General features: G+C 45.1%; 17 protein-coding genes. 11 read left to right on the forward strand and 6 right to left on the reverse strand.

The genetic code is table 11. The annotated features are described in order from the left end of the window. Positions 1 to 5 precede the first annotated feature (5 nt). The 3 genes from QWT69_RS03380 to QWT69_RS03390 are packed head-to-tail and all read left to right on the forward strand — an operon-like array spanning position 6 to position 3,115. Positions 6 to 1,217, forward strand: coding sequence for a hypothetical protein (locus tag QWT69_RS03380; RefSeq protein ID WP_317968972.1), 1,212 nt, complete (start codon positions 6 to 8; stop codon positions 1,215 to 1,217). Between the two features lie 21 nt (positions 1,218 to 1,238). Then, positions 1,239 to 2,417 carry a hypothetical protein gene (locus tag QWT69_RS03385; RefSeq protein ID WP_317968974.1) on the forward strand — a complete coding sequence of 393 codons (1,179 nt, stop codon included), beginning with the start codon at positions 1,239 to 1,241 and terminating at the stop codon, positions 2,415 to 2,417. After that, positions 2,414 to 3,115, forward strand: coding sequence for a hypothetical protein (locus QWT69_RS03390; RefSeq protein WP_317968976.1), 702 nt, complete (start codon positions 2,414 to 2,416; stop codon positions 3,113 to 3,115). The genes QWT69_RS03385 and QWT69_RS03390 overlap by 4 nt, the downstream gene beginning before the upstream one ends. A gap of 44 nt (positions 3,116 to 3,159) precedes the next feature. Here QWT69_RS03390 and QWT69_RS03395 read toward each other — a convergent pair whose 3' ends face one another. The 3 genes from QWT69_RS03395 to QWT69_RS03405 form a co-directional block, all read right to left on the reverse strand. Further along, the gene (locus tag QWT69_RS03395; protein WP_317968978.1) at positions 3,160 to 3,660 is read right to left on the reverse strand and encodes a VanZ family protein; all 501 of its coding nucleotides are present in this window, start codon (positions 3,658 to 3,660) and stop codon (positions 3,160 to 3,162) included. A 600-nt stretch (positions 3,661 to 4,260) separates the two neighbouring features. Next, entirely contained in the window at positions 4,261 to 4,923 is a 663-nt protein-coding gene (locus tag QWT69_RS03400; RefSeq protein WP_317968980.1) for a hypothetical protein, read from the reverse strand. Between the two features lie 72 nt (positions 4,924 to 4,995). Further along, complete coding sequence (locus tag QWT69_RS03405) at positions 4,996 to 5,544, reverse strand: YusW family protein (RefSeq protein WP_317968982.1); 549 nt, start codon at positions 5,542 to 5,544, stop codon at positions 4,996 to 4,998. A 149-nt stretch (positions 5,545 to 5,693) separates the two neighbouring features. Between QWT69_RS03405 and QWT69_RS03410 the strand changes: the two genes are divergently transcribed. Beyond that, positions 5,694 to 6,983, forward strand: coding sequence for an aminotransferase class V-fold PLP-dependent enzyme (locus tag QWT69_RS03410; protein ID WP_317968984.1), 1,290 nt, complete (start codon positions 5,694 to 5,696; stop codon positions 6,981 to 6,983). A gap of 41 nt (positions 6,984 to 7,024) precedes the next feature. Here QWT69_RS03410 and QWT69_RS03415 read toward each other — a convergent pair whose 3' ends face one another. Next, entirely contained in the window at positions 7,025 to 7,669 is a 645-nt protein-coding gene (locus QWT69_RS03415; protein WP_317968987.1) for a metal-dependent hydrolase, read from the reverse strand. Positions 7,670 to 7,835: 166 nt separating this feature from the next. Between QWT69_RS03415 and QWT69_RS03420 the strand changes: the two genes are divergently transcribed. Further along, positions 7,836 to 8,099, forward strand: a complete 264-nt coding sequence (locus QWT69_RS03420; RefSeq protein WP_317968989.1) for an excalibur calcium-binding domain-containing protein — start codon at positions 7,836 to 7,838, stop codon at positions 8,097 to 8,099. Positions 8,100 to 8,114: 15 nt separating this feature from the next. On the opposite strand, the gene QWT69_RS03425 is transcribed toward QWT69_RS03420, so the two are convergent. Beyond that, a complete protein-coding gene (locus tag QWT69_RS03425; protein ID WP_317968991.1) occupies positions 8,115 to 8,402 on the reverse strand; it encodes a phospholipase in 288 nt (95 codons plus the stop codon). 925 nt (positions 8,403 to 9,327) lie between these two features. After that, positions 9,328 to 10,578, reverse strand: coding sequence for a dicarboxylate/amino acid:cation symporter (locus QWT69_RS03430; RefSeq protein WP_317968993.1), 1,251 nt, complete (start codon positions 10,576 to 10,578; stop codon positions 9,328 to 9,330). Positions 10,579 to 10,865: 287 nt separating this feature from the next. On the opposite strand from QWT69_RS03430, the gene QWT69_RS03435 reads away from it, so the two are divergent. From QWT69_RS03435 to QWT69_RS03460, 6 genes are all read left to right on the forward strand, one after another. Continuing rightward, complete coding sequence (locus QWT69_RS03435) at positions 10,866 to 12,047, forward strand: MFS transporter (RefSeq protein ID WP_317968995.1); 1,182 nt, start codon at positions 10,866 to 10,868, stop codon at positions 12,045 to 12,047. A 73-nt stretch (positions 12,048 to 12,120) separates the two neighbouring features. Continuing rightward, complete coding sequence (locus QWT69_RS03440) at positions 12,121 to 12,336, forward strand: hypothetical protein (RefSeq protein ID WP_317968997.1); 216 nt, start codon at positions 12,121 to 12,123, stop codon at positions 12,334 to 12,336. Positions 12,337 to 13,349: 1,013 nt separating this feature from the next. Continuing rightward, entirely contained in the window at positions 13,350 to 14,267 is a 918-nt protein-coding gene (locus QWT69_RS03445) for a catalase family peroxidase (RefSeq protein WP_317968999.1), read from the forward strand. A 256-nt stretch (positions 14,268 to 14,523) separates the two neighbouring features. After that, positions 14,524 to 15,129, forward strand: coding sequence for an NEAT domain-containing protein (locus tag QWT69_RS03450; protein WP_317969001.1), 606 nt, complete (start codon positions 14,524 to 14,526; stop codon positions 15,127 to 15,129). 15 nt (positions 15,130 to 15,144) lie between these two features. Beyond that, complete coding sequence (locus tag QWT69_RS03455) at positions 15,145 to 16,653, forward strand: NEAT domain-containing protein (protein ID WP_317969003.1); 1,509 nt, start codon at positions 15,145 to 15,147, stop codon at positions 16,651 to 16,653. A 75-nt stretch (positions 16,654 to 16,728) separates the two neighbouring features. After that, positions 16,729 to 17,712 carry an NEAT domain-containing protein gene (locus QWT69_RS03460; protein WP_317969005.1) on the forward strand — a complete coding sequence of 328 codons (984 nt, stop codon included), beginning with the start codon at positions 16,729 to 16,731 and terminating at the stop codon, positions 17,710 to 17,712. Positions 17,713 to 17,732: the final 20 nt, after the last annotated feature.

Here is a 17,732-nt window from a genome sequence, read left to right on the forward strand (position 1 = left end):
GAGGCATGAATCGCACATTTTTGAAACACGAGTTTTTGATTACGGCAAGGAGTATGAAAAACATTCCATTCCTGATTTTCATCGGGGTTTTATTGCTCAGTTACTGCCTTCTAATCCTTCCGAGTGAAGAAACGAAAGAGTCTTTCTATCCTAATGAGACACTCGATTATTTGACGGAGCTTGAAGGTGAACAGCAGCTGAGACTCAAGAAAGGAAATACGGGTGTCGTCCGAATGAGCGGTGCTGCGGTCTATGCATGGAATGATTATTATTACTGGTTAGATAAAGCGTTATTGAATGCCTATGAAGATCGTAATTTCACGCGCTACCTCCATTTGCGTACGAATGCTTTGGAAGGAGGCGCACAGGAATACATACAGGACAAGGAACTATTTAAAGAATCTCCTTTCCCGGGAAAAGATCGAATGCATTTATATGAACAGACGATGATGCGCTATGAAAACTATATGACGAAAGAGCATCCGATTACATACGGGTTAATTATGGAGAAGACAGGTTTACAGGGGCTGCAGAAATTCATGCTTGATTATGGCATGTACTTCTTTCTATTTTGTGCCATCTATTTCAGCAGTGATGTGTTGACGCGCGACCGGAAAAATCGGTCAGTGCTTCAAGGACTACCGTTGTCGTGGTACCGGCAATTAAATTTGAAAACGTTTTCGGCTTTTCTGTATGCCAATCTCGTCATATTTGGCATGGCGATCGTAGGCGTATTGCTGCTAGCCATCCAGTTCGGTTTTGGGCATTTCAATTTGGATGTGCCGATTATGATTTCCCAACAAACGTTCACGCGTACTGATTATGGTGTGATATCGATTGCAAAACTGCTCGGTTTAATTTCACTTGCTATGCTTTTGCTCGTTTTTCTATTCGTCCGTCTGAATATCATTTTCAGCCTACTTGTGAAAAATGAATGGGTTGTACTCGTGTTGACAACTATCATCTTGTTTTCAGAACGAATTTACTATTCAAGGACGACACGGGAATTATTCGGTTTTGATGTTAGTTCGTTTCCACAAACCTACTTCGATTTCGGAAAAGTAGTGACGGGTGAGAAGAATTACTTGTTGAATATTGAATCGATTACGGCGATGAAAGGATTTGTCGTCCTGTTCACTACATGGGCGATTATCGAAATCGTACTGTTTTTCATTTCTAGGATTGTGAATAAACGACGTTTTTATCAGTCTAGCTGATGAGTATGGGGAAGAAAGGACATGGTTATGAAGTGGAATTATTGTTTGTTTGAACTAAGGCTGTTGCTCGCCAATAAAAAGAACTGGGTGCTTGGCATAGCATTTATCCTTTTTATACCGATTTATTATCTTCATTATAGTTCAGTTGAAGTGAAGGATATCCAAGTGTTGAAAAATGAAGAGTCAAAAGAATACTTCTCCATCTTCAATTACTATCCAGAAGAAAGTCGTGATACACCAAAGGGAAAAGAAATCTACGAAAATTTAACGGAACAGTCTTCACTCGTCAATGATCAGCGTTTCGCTTTGTGGACGAAAGAATTGGATAACGACTTGTACATTACCAGCGGATTGAAGCTCAATGAATTACGATTGCGTGTCCATGAACTTGGAAATGAAGGGATACACGCTTCGTTTGTCATTCCGAAAGAGGAAATTTATAAAGAAATCGCCTTGTTGAGCTATTATAGCGAACGTGATTTGCCTTTAGTGAAAGATCCATTCGCCGCGAGTAATTATTTACCGGTTGCCCTCAATTGGATGAGCGGCTTGCTATTCAGTCTGTTCGTGCTGTTAATTGGAAGCAGCATGTATATTCATGATCAGCAGAAAAAGACCGTAATGGGTGTATTTCCCGTGACATTCATGCAGAAAGTGGTAACGAAAGTTGGGCTTCATTTCGCTCAAGTACTCGTTTTTTTAGGACTAGGTGTAGCAGCGGGAATTGCATTTGTTGCCTCTAAAGCGGGAGTCGGAAATTTTGAAACGCCTGTATTGCTTTTCCAGAACGGTACGTACATAGCTGTGTCGACGACCCGTTATCTCGTTTATATGTTTGTCGCACTAGCATTGATCACCTTGCTGCTGCTGTTCGCGTCCGCACTGTTCAATATTTTGACGGAAAATCTATATGTCAGCTTGCTCGCCATTTTATTTATCATTGTTCTGCCGATGATTTGTAGTTACGCTGGACTGCCGACGAGATGGCTACAGCCGATTGAGTTCATTGATATCGGTAAGGTGATGGACGGCAGCGCAGCACTTCGGACAGGCAGTGATACGCTAGACTTCAAGCATGGCCTATTCTGGCTCACGTCGCTAAATATTTTCGTTGTCGCACTTCTTTACGGGAAGAATAAATGGACGTATCGAAAACGTAAAGAAAAGCCGGTTTTCGAAAGTGGGGTGGCAGGTAAATGACTAGCAGAATCAGACATATGCTCGTCGTTGGAGTCGTCGGCTGCATGCTTCTCGCCGGTTGCAACCCGATGCAAGAGAAGCCGACAGACGCTGCGGTTGACTATATGGAAGACTTTCAGTTATCCGGAACGGAAAAGGATGAGCTGATTGGAACGATTCACCCGGCTGTTTACCAAACGGTCAACCGCGACAATGTGGGACTGGAGCCAATGTCAATCCCTGTCGTACCTAAAGAGGGAGAAGAGGTTCAAGTTCCGACAGGCAGGTACATGATTACCGGTTATCCTGTCGGCAATGTATTCATTTATGATGAAAAGAAAGAATTGATCCTCACGGAGATTGTCGGGAGTTATGCGGGTTCAGGAAGTTTGACGGTAGACCTCGATGCTTCGTATACAATACGGGTGGATGGGGGATATGAATCGGTTGAATTGACGCCGGTACCGACAATTTTGAATACGGAATCGGTAACGACTGGCCTATGGACGGTTGGCCTCGATATAGAAGCCGGAAAATATGAAGCGACAATTGAAGGTGGATATGGCTACTTGATGATTTTGGAGGAAGGCGAAGAACCTCTGTTGTATGAACTGATCGGCGGAACGGTCGGTAAATCGATGAGCCGGGTTGAGTTGAAAGATGGTCAGGTTGTCCGCGTTACAAAAACGTCTAACGTGCTGTTGGAATCGATCAAATGAAATGGAAAATGAACCATACTACTCTATGAAGAGTATAGTATGGTTCATTTTTTTCTGCGTGCATAGGCGGGTTTTCGTTTGCGTTTCCGGGACCCGAATACAGTATGAAGCACCCGGAACATCAATAGGAAAGTGAAAGCGCCTGATGCATCGAGCAAGACATCTTGCGCCGAGGGAGTCCTGCCGCCAGTGAGTGACTGGTGGTATTCATCGGCAATCGCGAATCCTACGGTGATGACAAACGCCACAATCGTTCTGAAGCGAAATCTCGGGAGCACATAATAGACGGCGAGTGCCAGTAATCCGAAGATGAAGAAATGGGCGGCCTTACGTAATAGAAATTCTACGAAGTAATAATAGCCACGTTCCTCAACGGAAATCGTATGTCCCCAATACGGAATATGCAATTTAGCAAGCTGGTTTTCCAATGGCTTGTCGGGTAGCAGGTTCTGAAGCGTCGGTACAATCGACTGCTGCTCATAGGTCTGACTGGAAGAAACGAACAATACGGCGATAATCGCCAACAGAAATAAGAATTTTCTCATATGAGAATTATACTATGATTGCGGGGGGACGGCTAGAAGGAAGTATAGTGAATTTCTAGTAGGGAAATTTTTCAGTACAGTTGATGGAATTTCGTTTTTTTTTGTCCTGTTGAATAAACCAAGATAATTTGTCAAAACCATTGTGCGCGTCAAGGTGTAGTGAGAGGCAAGATGATTTGCCGCGCTCGTATAATGTGGGGGCGCGCCCGTAAATTGTGGATTCACGCTCGTAAAGTAGGTAGGTGAGCCCGTAAATTGTGGATTCACGCTCATAACATCCATGATCATCCTTAAATTCAATCCATGTTGAATCCCACGTAATTAGAAAGCGCTCAACCTGGTCCGAAATCCGCTCAAGTTTCCAAAAAAGCGCTCAACTTGGTCTGAAATCCGCTCAAGTTTTCAAAAAACCGCTCAACCTGGTCCGAAATCCGCTCAAGTTTTCAAAAAACCGCTCAACTTGGTCCGAAAACCGCTCAAGTTTTTCAAAAAAGCGCTCAACGTCGTCTATACCATTCTCAACCGCACTCCCAAAAAGTTGGATTATGTTGTTTTTTATTATGAAAAAAGCACTTCCACGTCGGAAAGTGCTTTGCTTGTTTACTCGATACTTTCAATGACTGATGTCACTTCAAACGGGCCGTCTTCCTCTTCGGAGACGTATTCGCGTTTGATTTCACCGAAGCCTTTTGCGAAATAGCTTCTGTTGTATGCGCCGTCATCGAATGTTTCTTCAAGAACGATGACGTCTGTGAATGTTTGAAGAGGTGTTTCGACTTCCTCATCGATGGCGATGACTTTCCACGCGTCAATTTCGTTGCCGACTTCTAATGGGAAAGATAAATATGTTTTGATAGGCTCCATATTTTCAAGATCTGCAAGCGTTACGGTGTCGCCTTCTTCTTCACTCGGTCTTTCCTGCAAGATGACGATTTTCTTGTCTTCCAATCGGAAAGATCGGATCATTTCAACACCACCGTTATCTTCGTAAACATTTACGTGGCGGTCATCCAGCCACTCCGTTCGTGTTTTATAATTGGAAAATTCGATGCCGTCGCCTTTAAAATGGGCGACTGCTCCGTCTTCGAGGAAATACTCGGACAGCTCTTGTGCTTGTTCTACATCCGGGTCTGATGTGCTAGTATCGTCAGGCTGTTCTTCATTCACCGTTCCACTCGGAACATCCTCTTTAACGGTATCATCTTGGTCTGTACATGCTGCCAATAAAAGGGTCATGGCAGCGAATAAAAACCATTTTTTCATATCAAATCCCACCTTCTATTCCATATCGTTAGGGCGTTTTTTCATTCTGCTAATCCTTCTATTGCAGATAGGTTACTTCCGATCTTCAATGCTGATTTTTGTATTGTCATTGAAAGTGACTTCCATTTCAAATTTTACATAGTCATCGGGCAGATCGAAGGCTTCCAGTGCGTTGCGGATCGCCTCTTCTTTTGGCATGTCTTTCGTGAACGTGAAGTTTTTCAGTCGGGGATAGATTTCGTCAAATGCTTCCTGACCTTTCACTTCCCGATTATTCAGCTCATCTTCCAACTTCGACTCGAGCTGGCCATTATCGACTTCAATGCTCGCTTCATACTCTTTGTCTTCGGCGTAGTCGACTTCGATTTCAAACTCCGTATAGTCCAGTTCCGCCATCTTTTTCATCATAGCGGCTTGGTCTCCTGAAGTTTCGCTTCCAGTACTCGTATCTGTTCCGTTAGATGTATTTGTGTCCGTTCCTGTATCCGTTTCGTTGGCAGTTCCGCTATCTTCGGTTCGATTCGTATCGATAACCTTATCGTTATTAGCCGTGCTATTACACGCCCCGAGCAATAATGCGGCTGCAAATAGCGTGGATGATATAGGTAGTAATTTTTTCAAGTGAATGCCTCCAATGCTGTTTTTGACTCCACATTATCATTCCCCGTTCCAGGATAATTAAACTGAGACACTAGTCTCAAATGATGCATGTCTTAAGGCTTTTCATGCTATACTCAACCCAATTAGAATCGAATCTGGGGGGATTTAGAATGAATAACGTTTTGGCTTTACAACAGACATTTGTAGAATCACGCAAGTATTTTCCGAGTCTAGGAGATACTTATGAAGGGCATGAAATTTTGTTCATGGATAATTCGGCAGGGGCACAAGTTTCACAGTTTGTCATTGACCGGGTCCGAGATTATTATATTCATCGCAATGCGCAAAAGGGTACAATTTTTAAGCGTACATCTGAAATGCAGGCGAGAATCGTTGAAGCGAGACAGATGGCAGCAGACTTCATCGGAGCTGCAGATCATACTGAAATTGCGTTCGGATTGAATGCGACAAGTTTCTTTCATCACTTTGCGCATCATTTAGGCCGTGATTTAAAAACGGGTGATCATATTATCATAACGGAAGCCGACCACCATGCGAATGTCGATCCATGGCTTGAACTTGCGGAACGCGGCATCCAAGTGGACGTCTGGAATGTCAATGCGAATGGTGATTTGGATTATCATCAGTATGAAACGTTACTGCTAAATAAACCGAAAATCGTCGCAGTCGGTTGGGCATCCAATGCAACCGGCACGATTCATCATATGGAACGGATTACGAAAATGGCACATGCAGCAGGCGCATTGGTCGTTGCGGATGGTGTGCAGGCAGCGAGCCATATGGCGTTGGATGTAAAGAAGGCAGGCGTGGACTTTGCCGCGTTTTCAACGTATAAGATTTTCGGCCCGCATATGGGATTCTGCTATGTGAACCGAGAGAATCTGGCGCGTCTGGATGGTTGGCGCATTCAAAAAGAATTGACGGATAGTGCGTACTTTTTTGAAGTGGGATCTCAAAATCATGAAGGAATTGAAGGGTTCATGGGGTCGATGACGTATTTGGCGCAACTGAGCGCTGATGCCGCGGGACATGGACTGGTTATCGAAACGACGCCATTGCGCGATTGCCGTCAGGCACGAAAAGAATTTTCGGGTGCGATGTATTGGGCACATCTGTATGAAAGACAATTATCTGTACATTTTCTGGAACGTTTGCAGGAGATTGACGGTGTGGTGCTGTATGGGAAAACGGGGGAGCATTTAGATGAGCGACTGCCTGTTTTTTCATTTAATATTACGGGGTTTGAAACGGATGAGCTTGGGATGGCGCTTGACGCGGCTGGGGTTGAGGCGCGAACGGGGAATTATTTGGCCATTAATTTGATGAAGCGTTTGGCGGATGAATTCGGCGGCAGTGCGTTGCGGATTAGTCTTGTGCATTATAATACGGTTGAGGAAATCGATCGCTTCTTTGAAATACTAAAGAAAATTATTGCGTAAATGAAAATGGTGACAGGTGACCGGGCGATTCCGGAAGCCTGTCACCATTCTTTGTTCCAAAGGGGTGCGAATAGTTTTACACCGCGGCGGTTGACGGGAAGCAGTTTCATATCTGCGATTAAGTGGCTTGCGTATCCGGCGGTGCCAGCGATGATGAGTCCGTCGATAGGCCATTGCAAGTTGATGTGATACAGGATGAATGTGTAGAACGCGAGTCCGATGATTGAGTGTGTGTATGATCGGTGCGGCAGGAAAGATGCAATGATGATGTAACTTCCGGCGAGCAAGATTCCGATGGATTGGTGGAGGACGAAGCCGATCGCCATGACGAGAAGGCCTGTTAGAGTTAGCATTCTTTTTTGTTTAATGAAGCGTGACACGACTAGGAGAAGTGCACCGATGCCTGCGAATAGTAAGATTTTTGGTGTGATGCCTGTTTGAACGTATTGAAAGACGATTGCGATGAGCAATCCCATGCCGACAAGATGCATGAGCCATTGCATGAAAGATTTGGATAGTGTGATACGGTTGCTCGCTGCGCCATTCGTATCCAGATCGGGGACGAGGGCGGAGATGCTGCCGATAATGGCGGACGTTGATATGGTGATTGGGTCTGTCGGGTTGAGTTGAAATCCAACGATGCCTCCGGTTGCGGCACCGATATATGCGTGTGAACTGCCTTTCATCGTAAAACCTCTCTCGTTGATATGCTTGGTTGCTAGTGTGATTATCTCGCATTGACTAGGCGGATGCAATGAGATGATTGATTCAGAAAAATAGTTGGTGTAAATATATGGGTTTGGTGTTACAATTATTTGGAAAATAGGTTTATGAAGAAAAGAGGTTTTTGGAATGAAGAGAAAATCAAAAGGGTTCATAGCATTGTTGCTAGCTGTCAGTCTAGTGTCGGTACCGTTTCAGTCGGTCGATGCTGCCCCTGCCAAGTATAAGAATTGTACAGAATTGAACAAAGTGTATGCTGGCGGTGTTGCGAAGGATGCGAAGGTGAAGAATAAAGGTGGAAAGACGAAGTACAAGCCGCATGTTTCGGCTGAGATTTATAATGCGCATACGAAGATGGACCGGGATAAAGACGGGATTGCGTGCGAACGGTGATCATTCGTTTTACGTTCAATGGAATTTGCATGTGAATGCGGATTGGGCTTTCATATAACGCGAGATGATGCGGGCGTGTCGGCCTTCCAGTGAGTTTTCTTGTGTGTATCGTTCTAGTTGTTGGTATAGTTCTTTGTCGCATTGGCAACGACTTTTATGGGATTGATAGCATAAATCATGCTTTTTGCAGGCAGCATCGACGCGGTTGATCGGCTTTCCGGGACCTTGGCAGCCGGGACCACACCAATTATAACCTGGAAAAATGCAGATGCGTGGAGATTTGAATTTTCTTCGTCTGTTCATGTCAGGCACCTCCTGTCGATTTGATTGCTTATTCTATAGTATTCAGATGAGATAATGAGAATTGTATAGTTGTAACGGAGGAAGGCGTATCGGGCAAGTGGATAGGTCTTTTTTATTGGTTTGATCGGTGGAGGAGAGAGTGGAAGAGATTAATTGGTAAAGGGCATTTTGCGCGAGATTTTGTGGGGGAGTATGGAGGGAGTCGCCGCGGATCGTTTTGTGGAGGAGACGAATTAGGGGTGGCGCGCTCGTATAATCGGGTGCAGTGCCCGTAAAATGACTTTCCGCGCTCGTAAAATATTGGGGCACGCCCGTATTCAGCAGAACCGCGCCCGTATTAGATCCACGCGCGCTCATAAAATACTGATTTGCGCCCGAATAAGTCCCTGGCGCGCTCATAAGTCGTTCAACATGGCATGGGGTCCGCTCAACTTCGGCGGGCAACCGCTCAACTTCGGTGGAAACCGCTCAACTTCGGTCGAAAACCGCTCAACTTCAGTTGGAAACCGCTCAACCTCGGCAGGAATCCGCTCAACCTCGGTTGGAAACCGCTCAACCTCGGTTGGAAACCGCTCAACCTCGGTCGAAAACCGCTCAACCTCGGTGAAAACCGCTCAACCTCGGTGAAAACCGCTCAACCTCGGCAGGAATCCGCTCAACATAGGTCGAAAACCGCTCAACTTGGCCTGGAAACCGCTCAACCTCGACTAGAAACCGCTCAACATGGCCAGAAACCGCTCAACCTCGGCCGAAATCCGCTCAACCTTGGCAGAAAACCGCTCAACCTCGGCCAGAAACCGCTCAACTTCGGTTGGAATCCGCTCAACTTTGGCCAGAAACCGCTCAACCAAAACAAACCTGAGCCAGCTACTGCTATAAAACATAAAAAAACCAAGCCATTAAAAGCATGGCTTGGTTTAGTAACTTATTTAGCGAGAATCGATGTGCTTGGAAAGTCTTTTTTTTCTGTTTTATCGACGACGGCTGCGCCGACGATGTCGCCTACTACGTTGGAGGCGGTTCCGCCCATGCCGATGATGGCGTCGACGCCTGCGATGAGGGCGACGATTTCAAGCGGCAGTCCGAACATGACGAGTACGGCAGATAATGTAACGAGTCCGGCAGCGGGTACGCCTGCTGTTCCGATGGATAGGAGTGTACCGATTAGGACGATGACGAACAAGTCGGATGCGGACAGTTGCAAGCTCGTGATATTTGCCGCAAACACGATGGAAATCCCCATGCGTAATGCACCGCCGTCGGAGTTGAAGATGGCGCCGAGCGGGAGGGCGAAGTTTGCGGTTTTTTCCGAGATTCCTGCTTTTTTAGCCGATTTGATGGCAATTGGCAAAGATGCCAGACTGCTAGATGTGAAGAATGCAGTTGTCCAAGCTTCTTTCGTATTGCGGAAAAATGGCAGAACGGCGTTGCCGGAAAGTTTGAGAAAACCTGTGTAGACAACGAGCCATAAGATGGTGAGTCCCAAGTAGAAGACCCCTAAAAACGCAAGCAGTGATGTGAATGTGTCCCATCCTTGGCTGCCGAATGCGACGGCGCTGATGGCGAAGACGCCGATGGGGGCATACATAAGAATACCGCCTAGCAGTTTGAAGAACAGGTCGTTCAATGCAACGACGCCTCTATCTAGAAAATCTGCGTTTTGTTGCATTTTTTCGTCTTTTGAAAAGCGCATGGATGAGATCGTCATACCGATAATGATTGCTAAAAAGATAATGGCCATGAGGTCGCCGCTTGCAAAAGCTTGGAACAGATTGTCCGGCACCATTTGCAACAGGATATCCGCGAATTGCGGTGTCTCTTTCGGTTCAACGGTTACGTCAGGCAATGTGAGATTTTTGCCTGGCTTGAAAAGGAGTGCCAGTCCGACGCCGATACCGACTGCAGCTGCAGTTGTGGCGGCGTAATAAAGAATCAGTTTCCAACCCATTTTCCCGAGTTGGGCAATGCTCATCTGGTCGACCGCTTTGACGACGGTCAGGAAAACGACAGGAATTGCGACAAGGCTTAATAAATTGATGAGCAGAATGCCAAATGGTTTGAATAGTTGCATCTGTTCGCCGAAAATAAGTCCGGCTATAATACCAAGTCCAAAACCGACTGTCATTTTGAGGGCAAACGGTGTGTCACGGTATCTTTTCCAAATTGTATGTATCATTGATTCACCTATTTCTAGTTAGTTTGCATATGCCTTAGTTAGTATAGTTTATACAACGTTAGACATTCTACTATCTTGCCTAGGCAACAAGGGGTTGAGAGGCTATCGATTGCTTGCAACTATATGTTGACGAACTGTTGGAATTAATTCGTGAATCTGACGATATGCGCGGCTTGGAAACGTGATTTAACTACTTCCTATGCCGCGATTCCAAAAAAGCACGAAGAAATGCAATGGGAATTATGCTAAGATGGAATGAGTTTTCTGAAGTAAAGGAGTTTGCCGTTTTGAATTTACGTACATATATTAATCATCATCGGTTTTGGGTATTGGTTTTAATCGTTTCGATTTCAGGATTTTCACAGGGGATGTTGCTGCCGCTCATTTCGACAATTTTTGAGCGGGATGGCGTATCAAGTTCGTTGAATGGATTGAATGCGACGGCATTGTATATTGGGACGTTGCTTGTTTCGCCGTTCATGGAGGCGCCTCTGCGGCGGTTCGGGTATAAGCCGACGATTATCGCAGGTGGTATTTTTGTTATTGCGGCACTGTTGTCGTTTCCGTTATGGAAAAGTATCGTCTTTTGGTTTGTGCTTCGACTGCTAATCGGAATCGGTGATCACGCGCTGCATTTCTCGACGCAGACATGGGTGACGAGCACGTCGTCAAAGGAGCGACTCGGGAGGAATATCTCTATTTACGGGCTGTCTGTCGGGGTCGGTTTTGCTGTCGGACCGATGTTTGTGCCGCTTGTCGATATATATGAAGGGTTGCCGTTCATCGTTTCCGCGTGTCTCAGTTTCCTTGCGTGGTCGCTTGTCTTCATGCTCGACAATGATCATCCTGAGGTGATGGTCGGTGAGCTATCGCAAGGCAGTTTTCTGAAGCGGTTTAAGGCGACATTCATCGTAGCGTGGATTGCCTTTCTCGGCCCTTTCGGCTATGGATTCCTTGAGTCATCACTGAATTCGATGTTCCCGGTGTATGCACTTCGAATCGGTATTCCGCTAGGCATGGTCTCGTTAATAATTCCTGCGTTTGCGGTCGGTGGTATCATCTCACAAATTCCGCTCGGTATACTGTCGGATAAGGTTGGCAGAAAACCAATTATGTTGCTGACGCTTGGTGGGTCAAGCCTAGCATTTGCTGGCGCAGCGCTAATGGGTGCCAATGCAGTTGGAATTCTAGTCATGTTTTTCATCGGGGGACTGTTTGCTGGTTCGATTTTCTCACTCGGTATTTCATACATGTCCGATTTGACGCCGAAATCACTGTTGCCGACGGGGAATCTTATGTGCGGCATCTTTTTTAGTATCGGTAGTTTGACAGGTCCGATTCTTGGCGGCTATTTCCTTGAAGTGCAACAAGGATTCAGCTATTTGTTTTTGTTTGCTTTATTCCTCGGAACGTTGTTTGTCGCCACTTTGGTCGGACGGACACCAAAAACGAAGGAATTAGCAGGTTGATAAAATCGTTTTTCATCCAACAAGAATGGAAATCTCTGAAACGAGCATAGTACGCTCGAGGAGGTGAAAGTTCGTGGGGAATAAAAACAACAATAAAACGATGAATGAACGGACGCATAATCCATTTGATACGTATCAAAACAAGGACAAAGATGCGAGCAACAGCAATAATAACAATCCCGATGATAATCGGAATGAAGAGTTTTCGGAAGAATTCGATGCAAAAGTAAAAAACAAGAACAACAAAACAAATCACGACAAAAGCCAGACGTCCAACCGGAAAAAATAAATTGCACCGCCAACCGTATAAATCGGCTGGCGGTTTTTTAAATCGATTCGGCAGAGTGTCCCTATCTTCTGCAAGTGATGGGAAGAATACTAGAAAAACATTTCAATTAGGGGGAGTTCAAACTTTCTGCTCATTCAAGTTAAGCTTCGGACGTAAAAAAAGATAATTGGTCAAAAGCACTTGGTGCGATTCAGTGATACTGAGGTAGTGGGAGTTGTCCCGCAGCAATCATTATTCGCGGATAGGAAATGGTCCAAAGATGATCCCATGTCGCGCGTAGTGCCTTTTCAAATTAATCTTTTTATAGATTGAATAATCGCGCGCCCGTAAATCATAATCATGCGCTCGTAAACGACTCGCCCGCGCCCGTAAACCGTAATCATGCGCTCATAAACGGCTCGCCCTCGCCCGTAAACCATAATCATGTGCTCGTAAACGGCTTGCTCGCGCCCGTAAACCATAATCATGTGCTCATAAACGGCTCGCCCGCGCCCGTAAACCGTAATCGCGCGCCCATAAACGGCTTTCTCGCGCTCGTAAACCATAATCATGCGCTCGTAACGGCTCGCCCGCGCCCGTAAACCATAATCATGCGCCAGTAAAAGACTTGTCCGCGCCCGTAAACCGTAATCGCGCGCCCATAAACGACTTACCCGCGCCCGTAAACCATAATCATGCGCTCGTAAACGGCTTGCCCGCGCCCGTAAACCATAATCATGCGCTCGTAAACGGCTTGCTCGCGCTCGTAAACCATAATCGCGCGCCCATAAACGACTTACCCGCGCCCGTAAACCATAATCATGCGCTCGTAAACGGCTTGCTCGCGCTCGTAAACCACTCGCCCGCGCCCGTAAACCACTCGCCTGCGCTCGTAAACCACTCACCCGCGCCCGTAAACGATCTAATCGCAAATGATTAAAACGGTTCTCTTCCTATTTAACGTGTGTTTGGGATACCAAGCGATTGGGGTATCTTCCTTATATAGAAGATTAGAGAAGAAAGCGGTGAGTTCGATGACAATTGAAAGCGATAAAGACATCACCCCTGTTGTGGCGGTCGATACAATTGAAAATCTGGCAGGTGAATTTCCTGGATTCAGAAGAGCGCATGCGAAAGGGATTGCGTTTGATGCAACGTTTGTGCCAAACGGAGAGCTTGCTGACTATACGACAGCAGATCATCTGCAAACAAAGAGCGTTCCTGCAATCGTGCGTTTTTCGCATAGTTCACCACGTCCTGAATTGAATGAAGCGCTTATGCCGATTAAAGGGATGGCGGTCAGGTTTGAGTTGCCGGGGGATAAATACACCAATTTAACGATGGCAAATATTCCTGTATTCATTACGAAAACACCTGAAGACTTTATCCGACTGCTGCAAATGATGTCGAAAGAGTCGCCCCTTACAGTAATGGAGAGACTTGAAGTATTCAGAAAATCGCCGGAGTTTTCGACAGTACCCGATTTGCTGAAATCACTAAAGCCGGTATCAAGTTTTGCCGAAGAGACTTTCCATGCATTGCATACGTATTACTTGGTGGATAGCCATTGCGATAAGCATCCGGTTCGTTTCAGATGGATACCGGTCGATGCGATTGATGAGCAGAATGACACTTCATCGAAAAAAGATTTAGAATCCGAAATCTTACATAGATTGCAGCGCGGGACTGTCCAGTTTCGACTCGTTGTTCAATTCGCAGAGCCTGGAGATGAACTCAATGACTCCAGCGTGAAATGGCCGAAAGAGCGGAAATTGGTGGAAGCAGGTATTCTAACAATCAATGAAATGCGTCAAGATTCCGCAGAAAACATCATCTTCGATCCGACAGCCATAGTAGACGGAGTCGAATGTTCAGATGATCCGGTGTTGCTTTTTCGTTCACCCGCTTATTTAGAATCTGCAAAAAGGCGTCAAGCGGAACGCGGGCTATAATGGACTAAACGATACGATTAGAAAAAGCAGAAGAATGGGTTATGCGCCGCGTTCTTCTGTGTTTTTCTGTTTTTAGAATGCATCAAATGTCATGTTTTGCATCGTAAAGCCACATCTTTATGAACAATTTGTGACTACTTCGCTTATTGCTTTTAAAATAGGATTCTATCGGGTATTATAGAGGAGGATTAATTGATAATCGTTCTCACTTGTTAGGTTATTGAAATTGATTCTGCATTCAAGGAGGTCTGTGGGAATGATAAAAAAGTGGTTGCCGGTTATATGGTGTACAGCTTTCATCATAGGCTTAACGGGTTTGCATTATTCGTCTACAGCTTTTGCCGAAAACTTAGCTGACGGTGTGTATACAGTCGATTATGAACTGTTGCAAGGAGATCGCGATTCGGTATCGATTGCGAATGACTATTTTGCAAAGCCGGCTTTGCTGAAAGTCAAAGGCGACAAACGCTATATGCAGATGACTGTGAACCATAGTGAATGGGTGAAAGAGTTACAGGCTCCTACTGGTGATCAGTTCAAAGATGTTGACGTCGTCGGTGAAGATGAAGAAGCAGATACACGTACCGTCCAGTTTGAATTGGAAAACGGAGCAATGGAAGCATTTCCAATGAAAATGCACGTCTCCATCGAAGAAATGGAACCGGTATATGATCATGCATATACAGTCCGTATTAATGTCGACTTGGATTCTGCCACTTCTGATGAAGCAGGGTGGATCGAGTCATCCTCTACAGGTTTTACAGGCACTACCCTATTATACATAGTGATTGCAGTGGTCGCGGCTGCACTCATTGTCGCAGTTGTCAGATTGACGCGATCAAAGAAAAAGAATCGAAATTAAAAGGAGAATAGACGAATGAAGAAAAATCTTATCGTATTTTTAACGGCAATTCTATTAGTCTTTACAGCAGTTCCAGCAATGCCTTCATCAGCAGCTGAAGCGGGTGCGCAAAAAGAGCATTCTTATGAGCTTCCATTTAAAGTGATGAAACAAGATGAAGATAAAGTTTCAACAGCTGGCGATTTTGTGAAAAGCCCGCTGACAGTGAAAGTGGAAGAAGGCAAGGCGTTCGCTTATGTCACGCTTCTTCAAAGCAAGTATTGGCAGTCGTTGAAAGTGCAAGACGGCAAGGAATTCGTTGATACAACAGTAGTCAGCGATGAGAATGATGAAAGAGTTGTCAAGTTCGAATTGAAAGATTACAAGAAACCTGTGAACGTGCAAGCGCATATCATCGTCACTGGCGTACCAGGACTTGGCGTCTATGACAAAACATATGACCTTCGTTTCGTCATCGACAGCAGCAATGTTCCGACTGAAAAGCCGGAAGTTGAAAAACCAGAAACTGAAAAGCCTGAAACAGAGAAACCAGAAACGCCTGAAGTTTCTGTGAAAGATGGCGAGTACACGATCGGTTACAAAGTATTGCATGAAACAGAAGAGAAAGAGTCACAAATGTTAAGATATATGGAAACACCAGCAATGGTATCTGTCAAGGATGGCAAGAAAATTGTTTCAGTAAAGTTGACGAATAATGAACAGATCACGGAAGTTCAAGTGAAGGAAGACGGCGAATTTGTTGACGCGACTGTGGTCAGCGTTGATGAAGCAACAAACAGTCGCATCGTTTCATTTGAAGTAGCTGATTTTGCAACAACTGTTGACATGAGTTTCACAGTATTTGTTGCGGCAATGAACCACACAGGTCACTACAAAGCGCGTCTTGTTCTTGACCAAGACAGCATGAAGCTTGAAGGCACTGAAGAAGAACCAACTGAAGAACCTGAAGAAGAAATTGAAGTTCCAGTCACATTCAAAGATATTGACAAGACTTGGGCGAAGCCATATATCGAAGCACTTGCTTCTAAAGGAATCGTTAAAGGAAAAACTGCAGATACATTCGTACCGAACGATAAAATGACTAGAGGCCAATTCGCATTAGTGATCGCACGCGCGTTGGATCTTCCAAAGCAAGATGCAGAGGGTACTTTCTCTGATGTAACGAAAGAAATGACGAATCTTGTACAAGAAGTTGAAGCTGCAAACCGTGCAGGTATTATCAACGGTGACAATGGCAAGTTCAATCCGAACGCAGAAATCACTCGTCAACAAATGGCGACGATGATCATCCGCGCAATCGAATATAAAGATGCATCTGTTCTAGAGAACGTAAAATCGGATATCGTTTTTGCTGATGAAGCTCATATCAATGACTATGCAAAGTCTTCTGTAGCAATGGCTGCAGGGCTTGGAATCATCGACGGCAATGATGTCAAAGGCAAGAAGATGTTCGAACCGAAAATGGGCGCGACTCGTGCGCACGCGGTGAAGATGGTTTACAACATGCTTGAAGCAATTAAATAATTATACACTCCATTGCCGGCGTCGCTAACTCTAGTGACAGCCGGCGTTGTGTGTATATGACTAAAGGAGTTTACGATGAATACGAAAAAACTTTTTTCGATGATGATCGCATTCTTGCTTGCGTTTTCCATTACAGCTACAATGCCGATGAATGCTTCCGCTGCAACAACATTTGCGGATGGGGATTATACAATTCCGTTCACGGTGCTTAAAGATAAAGGCAATGAACAATCAACGACAGCAGAATATATGGTGAGCCCGGCGAAAGTGCATATTCAAAATGACAAAGCGACTGTGACAGTGACGTTGAACAATAGTTCATGGTGGCAATATTTCAAAGTGAATAGTGGCAGCGGACTGAAAGATGTGCAAGTCGTTAGCGAAAATACTTCCGCAGACAAACGTGTTGTTAAATTCGATGTTGCTGATCTAAATCAACTCGTCTATGCAAAAATTCATGTCATTGTAACGGGAATACCAGGGTTTAATTATGATAATGAATATGATATCCGTTTTAAATTCAATACAACATCCATTCCAGCTCCGCCTGTTGAGAAACCGGTGACGACGCCTCCAGTAAAAGTGGAGAAGCCACAAACGAAACCGGTAGCGAAACCTGAAGCGAAGCCGGAAACGAAACCACAGGCTAAACCTGAAACGAAACCTGAATCGAAGCCAACTTCTAAACCGTCCGATAAAAAGGAAGAGGTTTCAAAGACGGAAGATAAAGGGCTAGCTGTTGAGAAAGATGAGAAAGCTGCTTCTGAACAAGGGAAAGACGAGGAAGTTGAATCTGAAAATACAGAGACGGATGACTCCGAGGCAGAAGGGAACAGTTCGCTTGAAGAGGATGCAACCGAATCAGATGAGTTGGATGTTGTAGAAAATCCAGAAGTTGAAGATGATGAAGAGCCGGTAATCGAAGAAGCAACTGCACAAGATACTCAAAGTGAAAAAGATGAACGTTCAAATACGGGTCTGTTCATCATTATTGCGATTGTGCTGCTTGCAGGTGCTGCTTCTGCATTTTTCATAACTAAGAAGCGCGCTCGCAAGTAACTAGTGACGTGCGTAATAAG

Origin of the sequence: Sporosarcina oncorhynchi, from assembly GCF_033304615.1 — a bacterium.
GTDB classification, from domain to species: domain Bacteria; phylum Bacillota; class Bacilli; order Bacillales_A; family Planococcaceae; genus Sporosarcina; species Sporosarcina oncorhynchi.

What these genes read in the sequence shown, in the direction of transcription:
- QWT69_RS03380 (WP_317968972.1), top strand. Translation starts at nt 6, where the DNA reads ATGAATCGCACATTTTTGAAACACGAGTTTTTGATTACGGCAAGGAGT.
- QWT69_RS03385 (WP_317968974.1), top strand. Translation starts at nt 1,239, where the DNA reads ATGGTTATGAAGTGGAATTATTGTTTGTTTGAACTAAGGCTGTTGCTC.
- QWT69_RS03390 (WP_317968976.1), top strand. Translation starts at nt 2,414, where the DNA reads ATGACTAGCAGAATCAGACATATGCTCGTCGTTGGAGTCGTCGGCTGC.
- QWT69_RS03395 (WP_317968978.1), bottom strand. Translation starts at nt 3,660, where the DNA reads ATGAGAAAATTCTTATTTCTGTTGGCGATTATCGCCGTATTGTTCGTT.
- QWT69_RS03400 (WP_317968980.1), bottom strand. Translation starts at nt 4,923, where the DNA reads ATGAAAAAATGGTTTTTATTCGCTGCCATGACCCTTTTATTGGCAGCA.
- QWT69_RS03410 (WP_317968984.1), top strand. Translation starts at nt 5,694, where the DNA reads ATGAATAACGTTTTGGCTTTACAACAGACATTTGTAGAATCACGCAAG.
- QWT69_RS03415 (WP_317968987.1), bottom strand. Translation starts at nt 7,669, where the DNA reads ATGAAAGGCAGTTCACACGCATATATCGGTGCCGCAACCGGAGGCATC.
- QWT69_RS03420 (WP_317968989.1), top strand. Translation starts at nt 7,836, where the DNA reads ATGAAGAGAAAATCAAAAGGGTTCATAGCATTGTTGCTAGCTGTCAGT.
- QWT69_RS03425 (WP_317968991.1), bottom strand. Translation starts at nt 8,402, where the DNA reads ATGAACAGACGAAGAAAATTCAAATCTCCACGCATCTGCATTTTTCCA.
- QWT69_RS03430 (WP_317968993.1), bottom strand. Translation starts at nt 10,578, where the DNA reads ATGATACATACAATTTGGAAAAGATACCGTGACACACCGTTTGCCCTC.
- QWT69_RS03445 (WP_317968999.1), top strand. Translation starts at nt 13,350, where the DNA reads ATGACAATTGAAAGCGATAAAGACATCACCCCTGTTGTGGCGGTCGAT.
- QWT69_RS03450 (WP_317969001.1), top strand. Translation starts at nt 14,524, where the DNA reads ATGATAAAAAAGTGGTTGCCGGTTATATGGTGTACAGCTTTCATCATA.
- QWT69_RS03455 (WP_317969003.1), top strand. Translation starts at nt 15,145, where the DNA reads ATGAAGAAAAATCTTATCGTATTTTTAACGGCAATTCTATTAGTCTTT.
- QWT69_RS03460 (WP_317969005.1), top strand. Translation starts at nt 16,729, where the DNA reads ATGAATACGAAAAAACTTTTTTCGATGATGATCGCATTCTTGCTTGCG.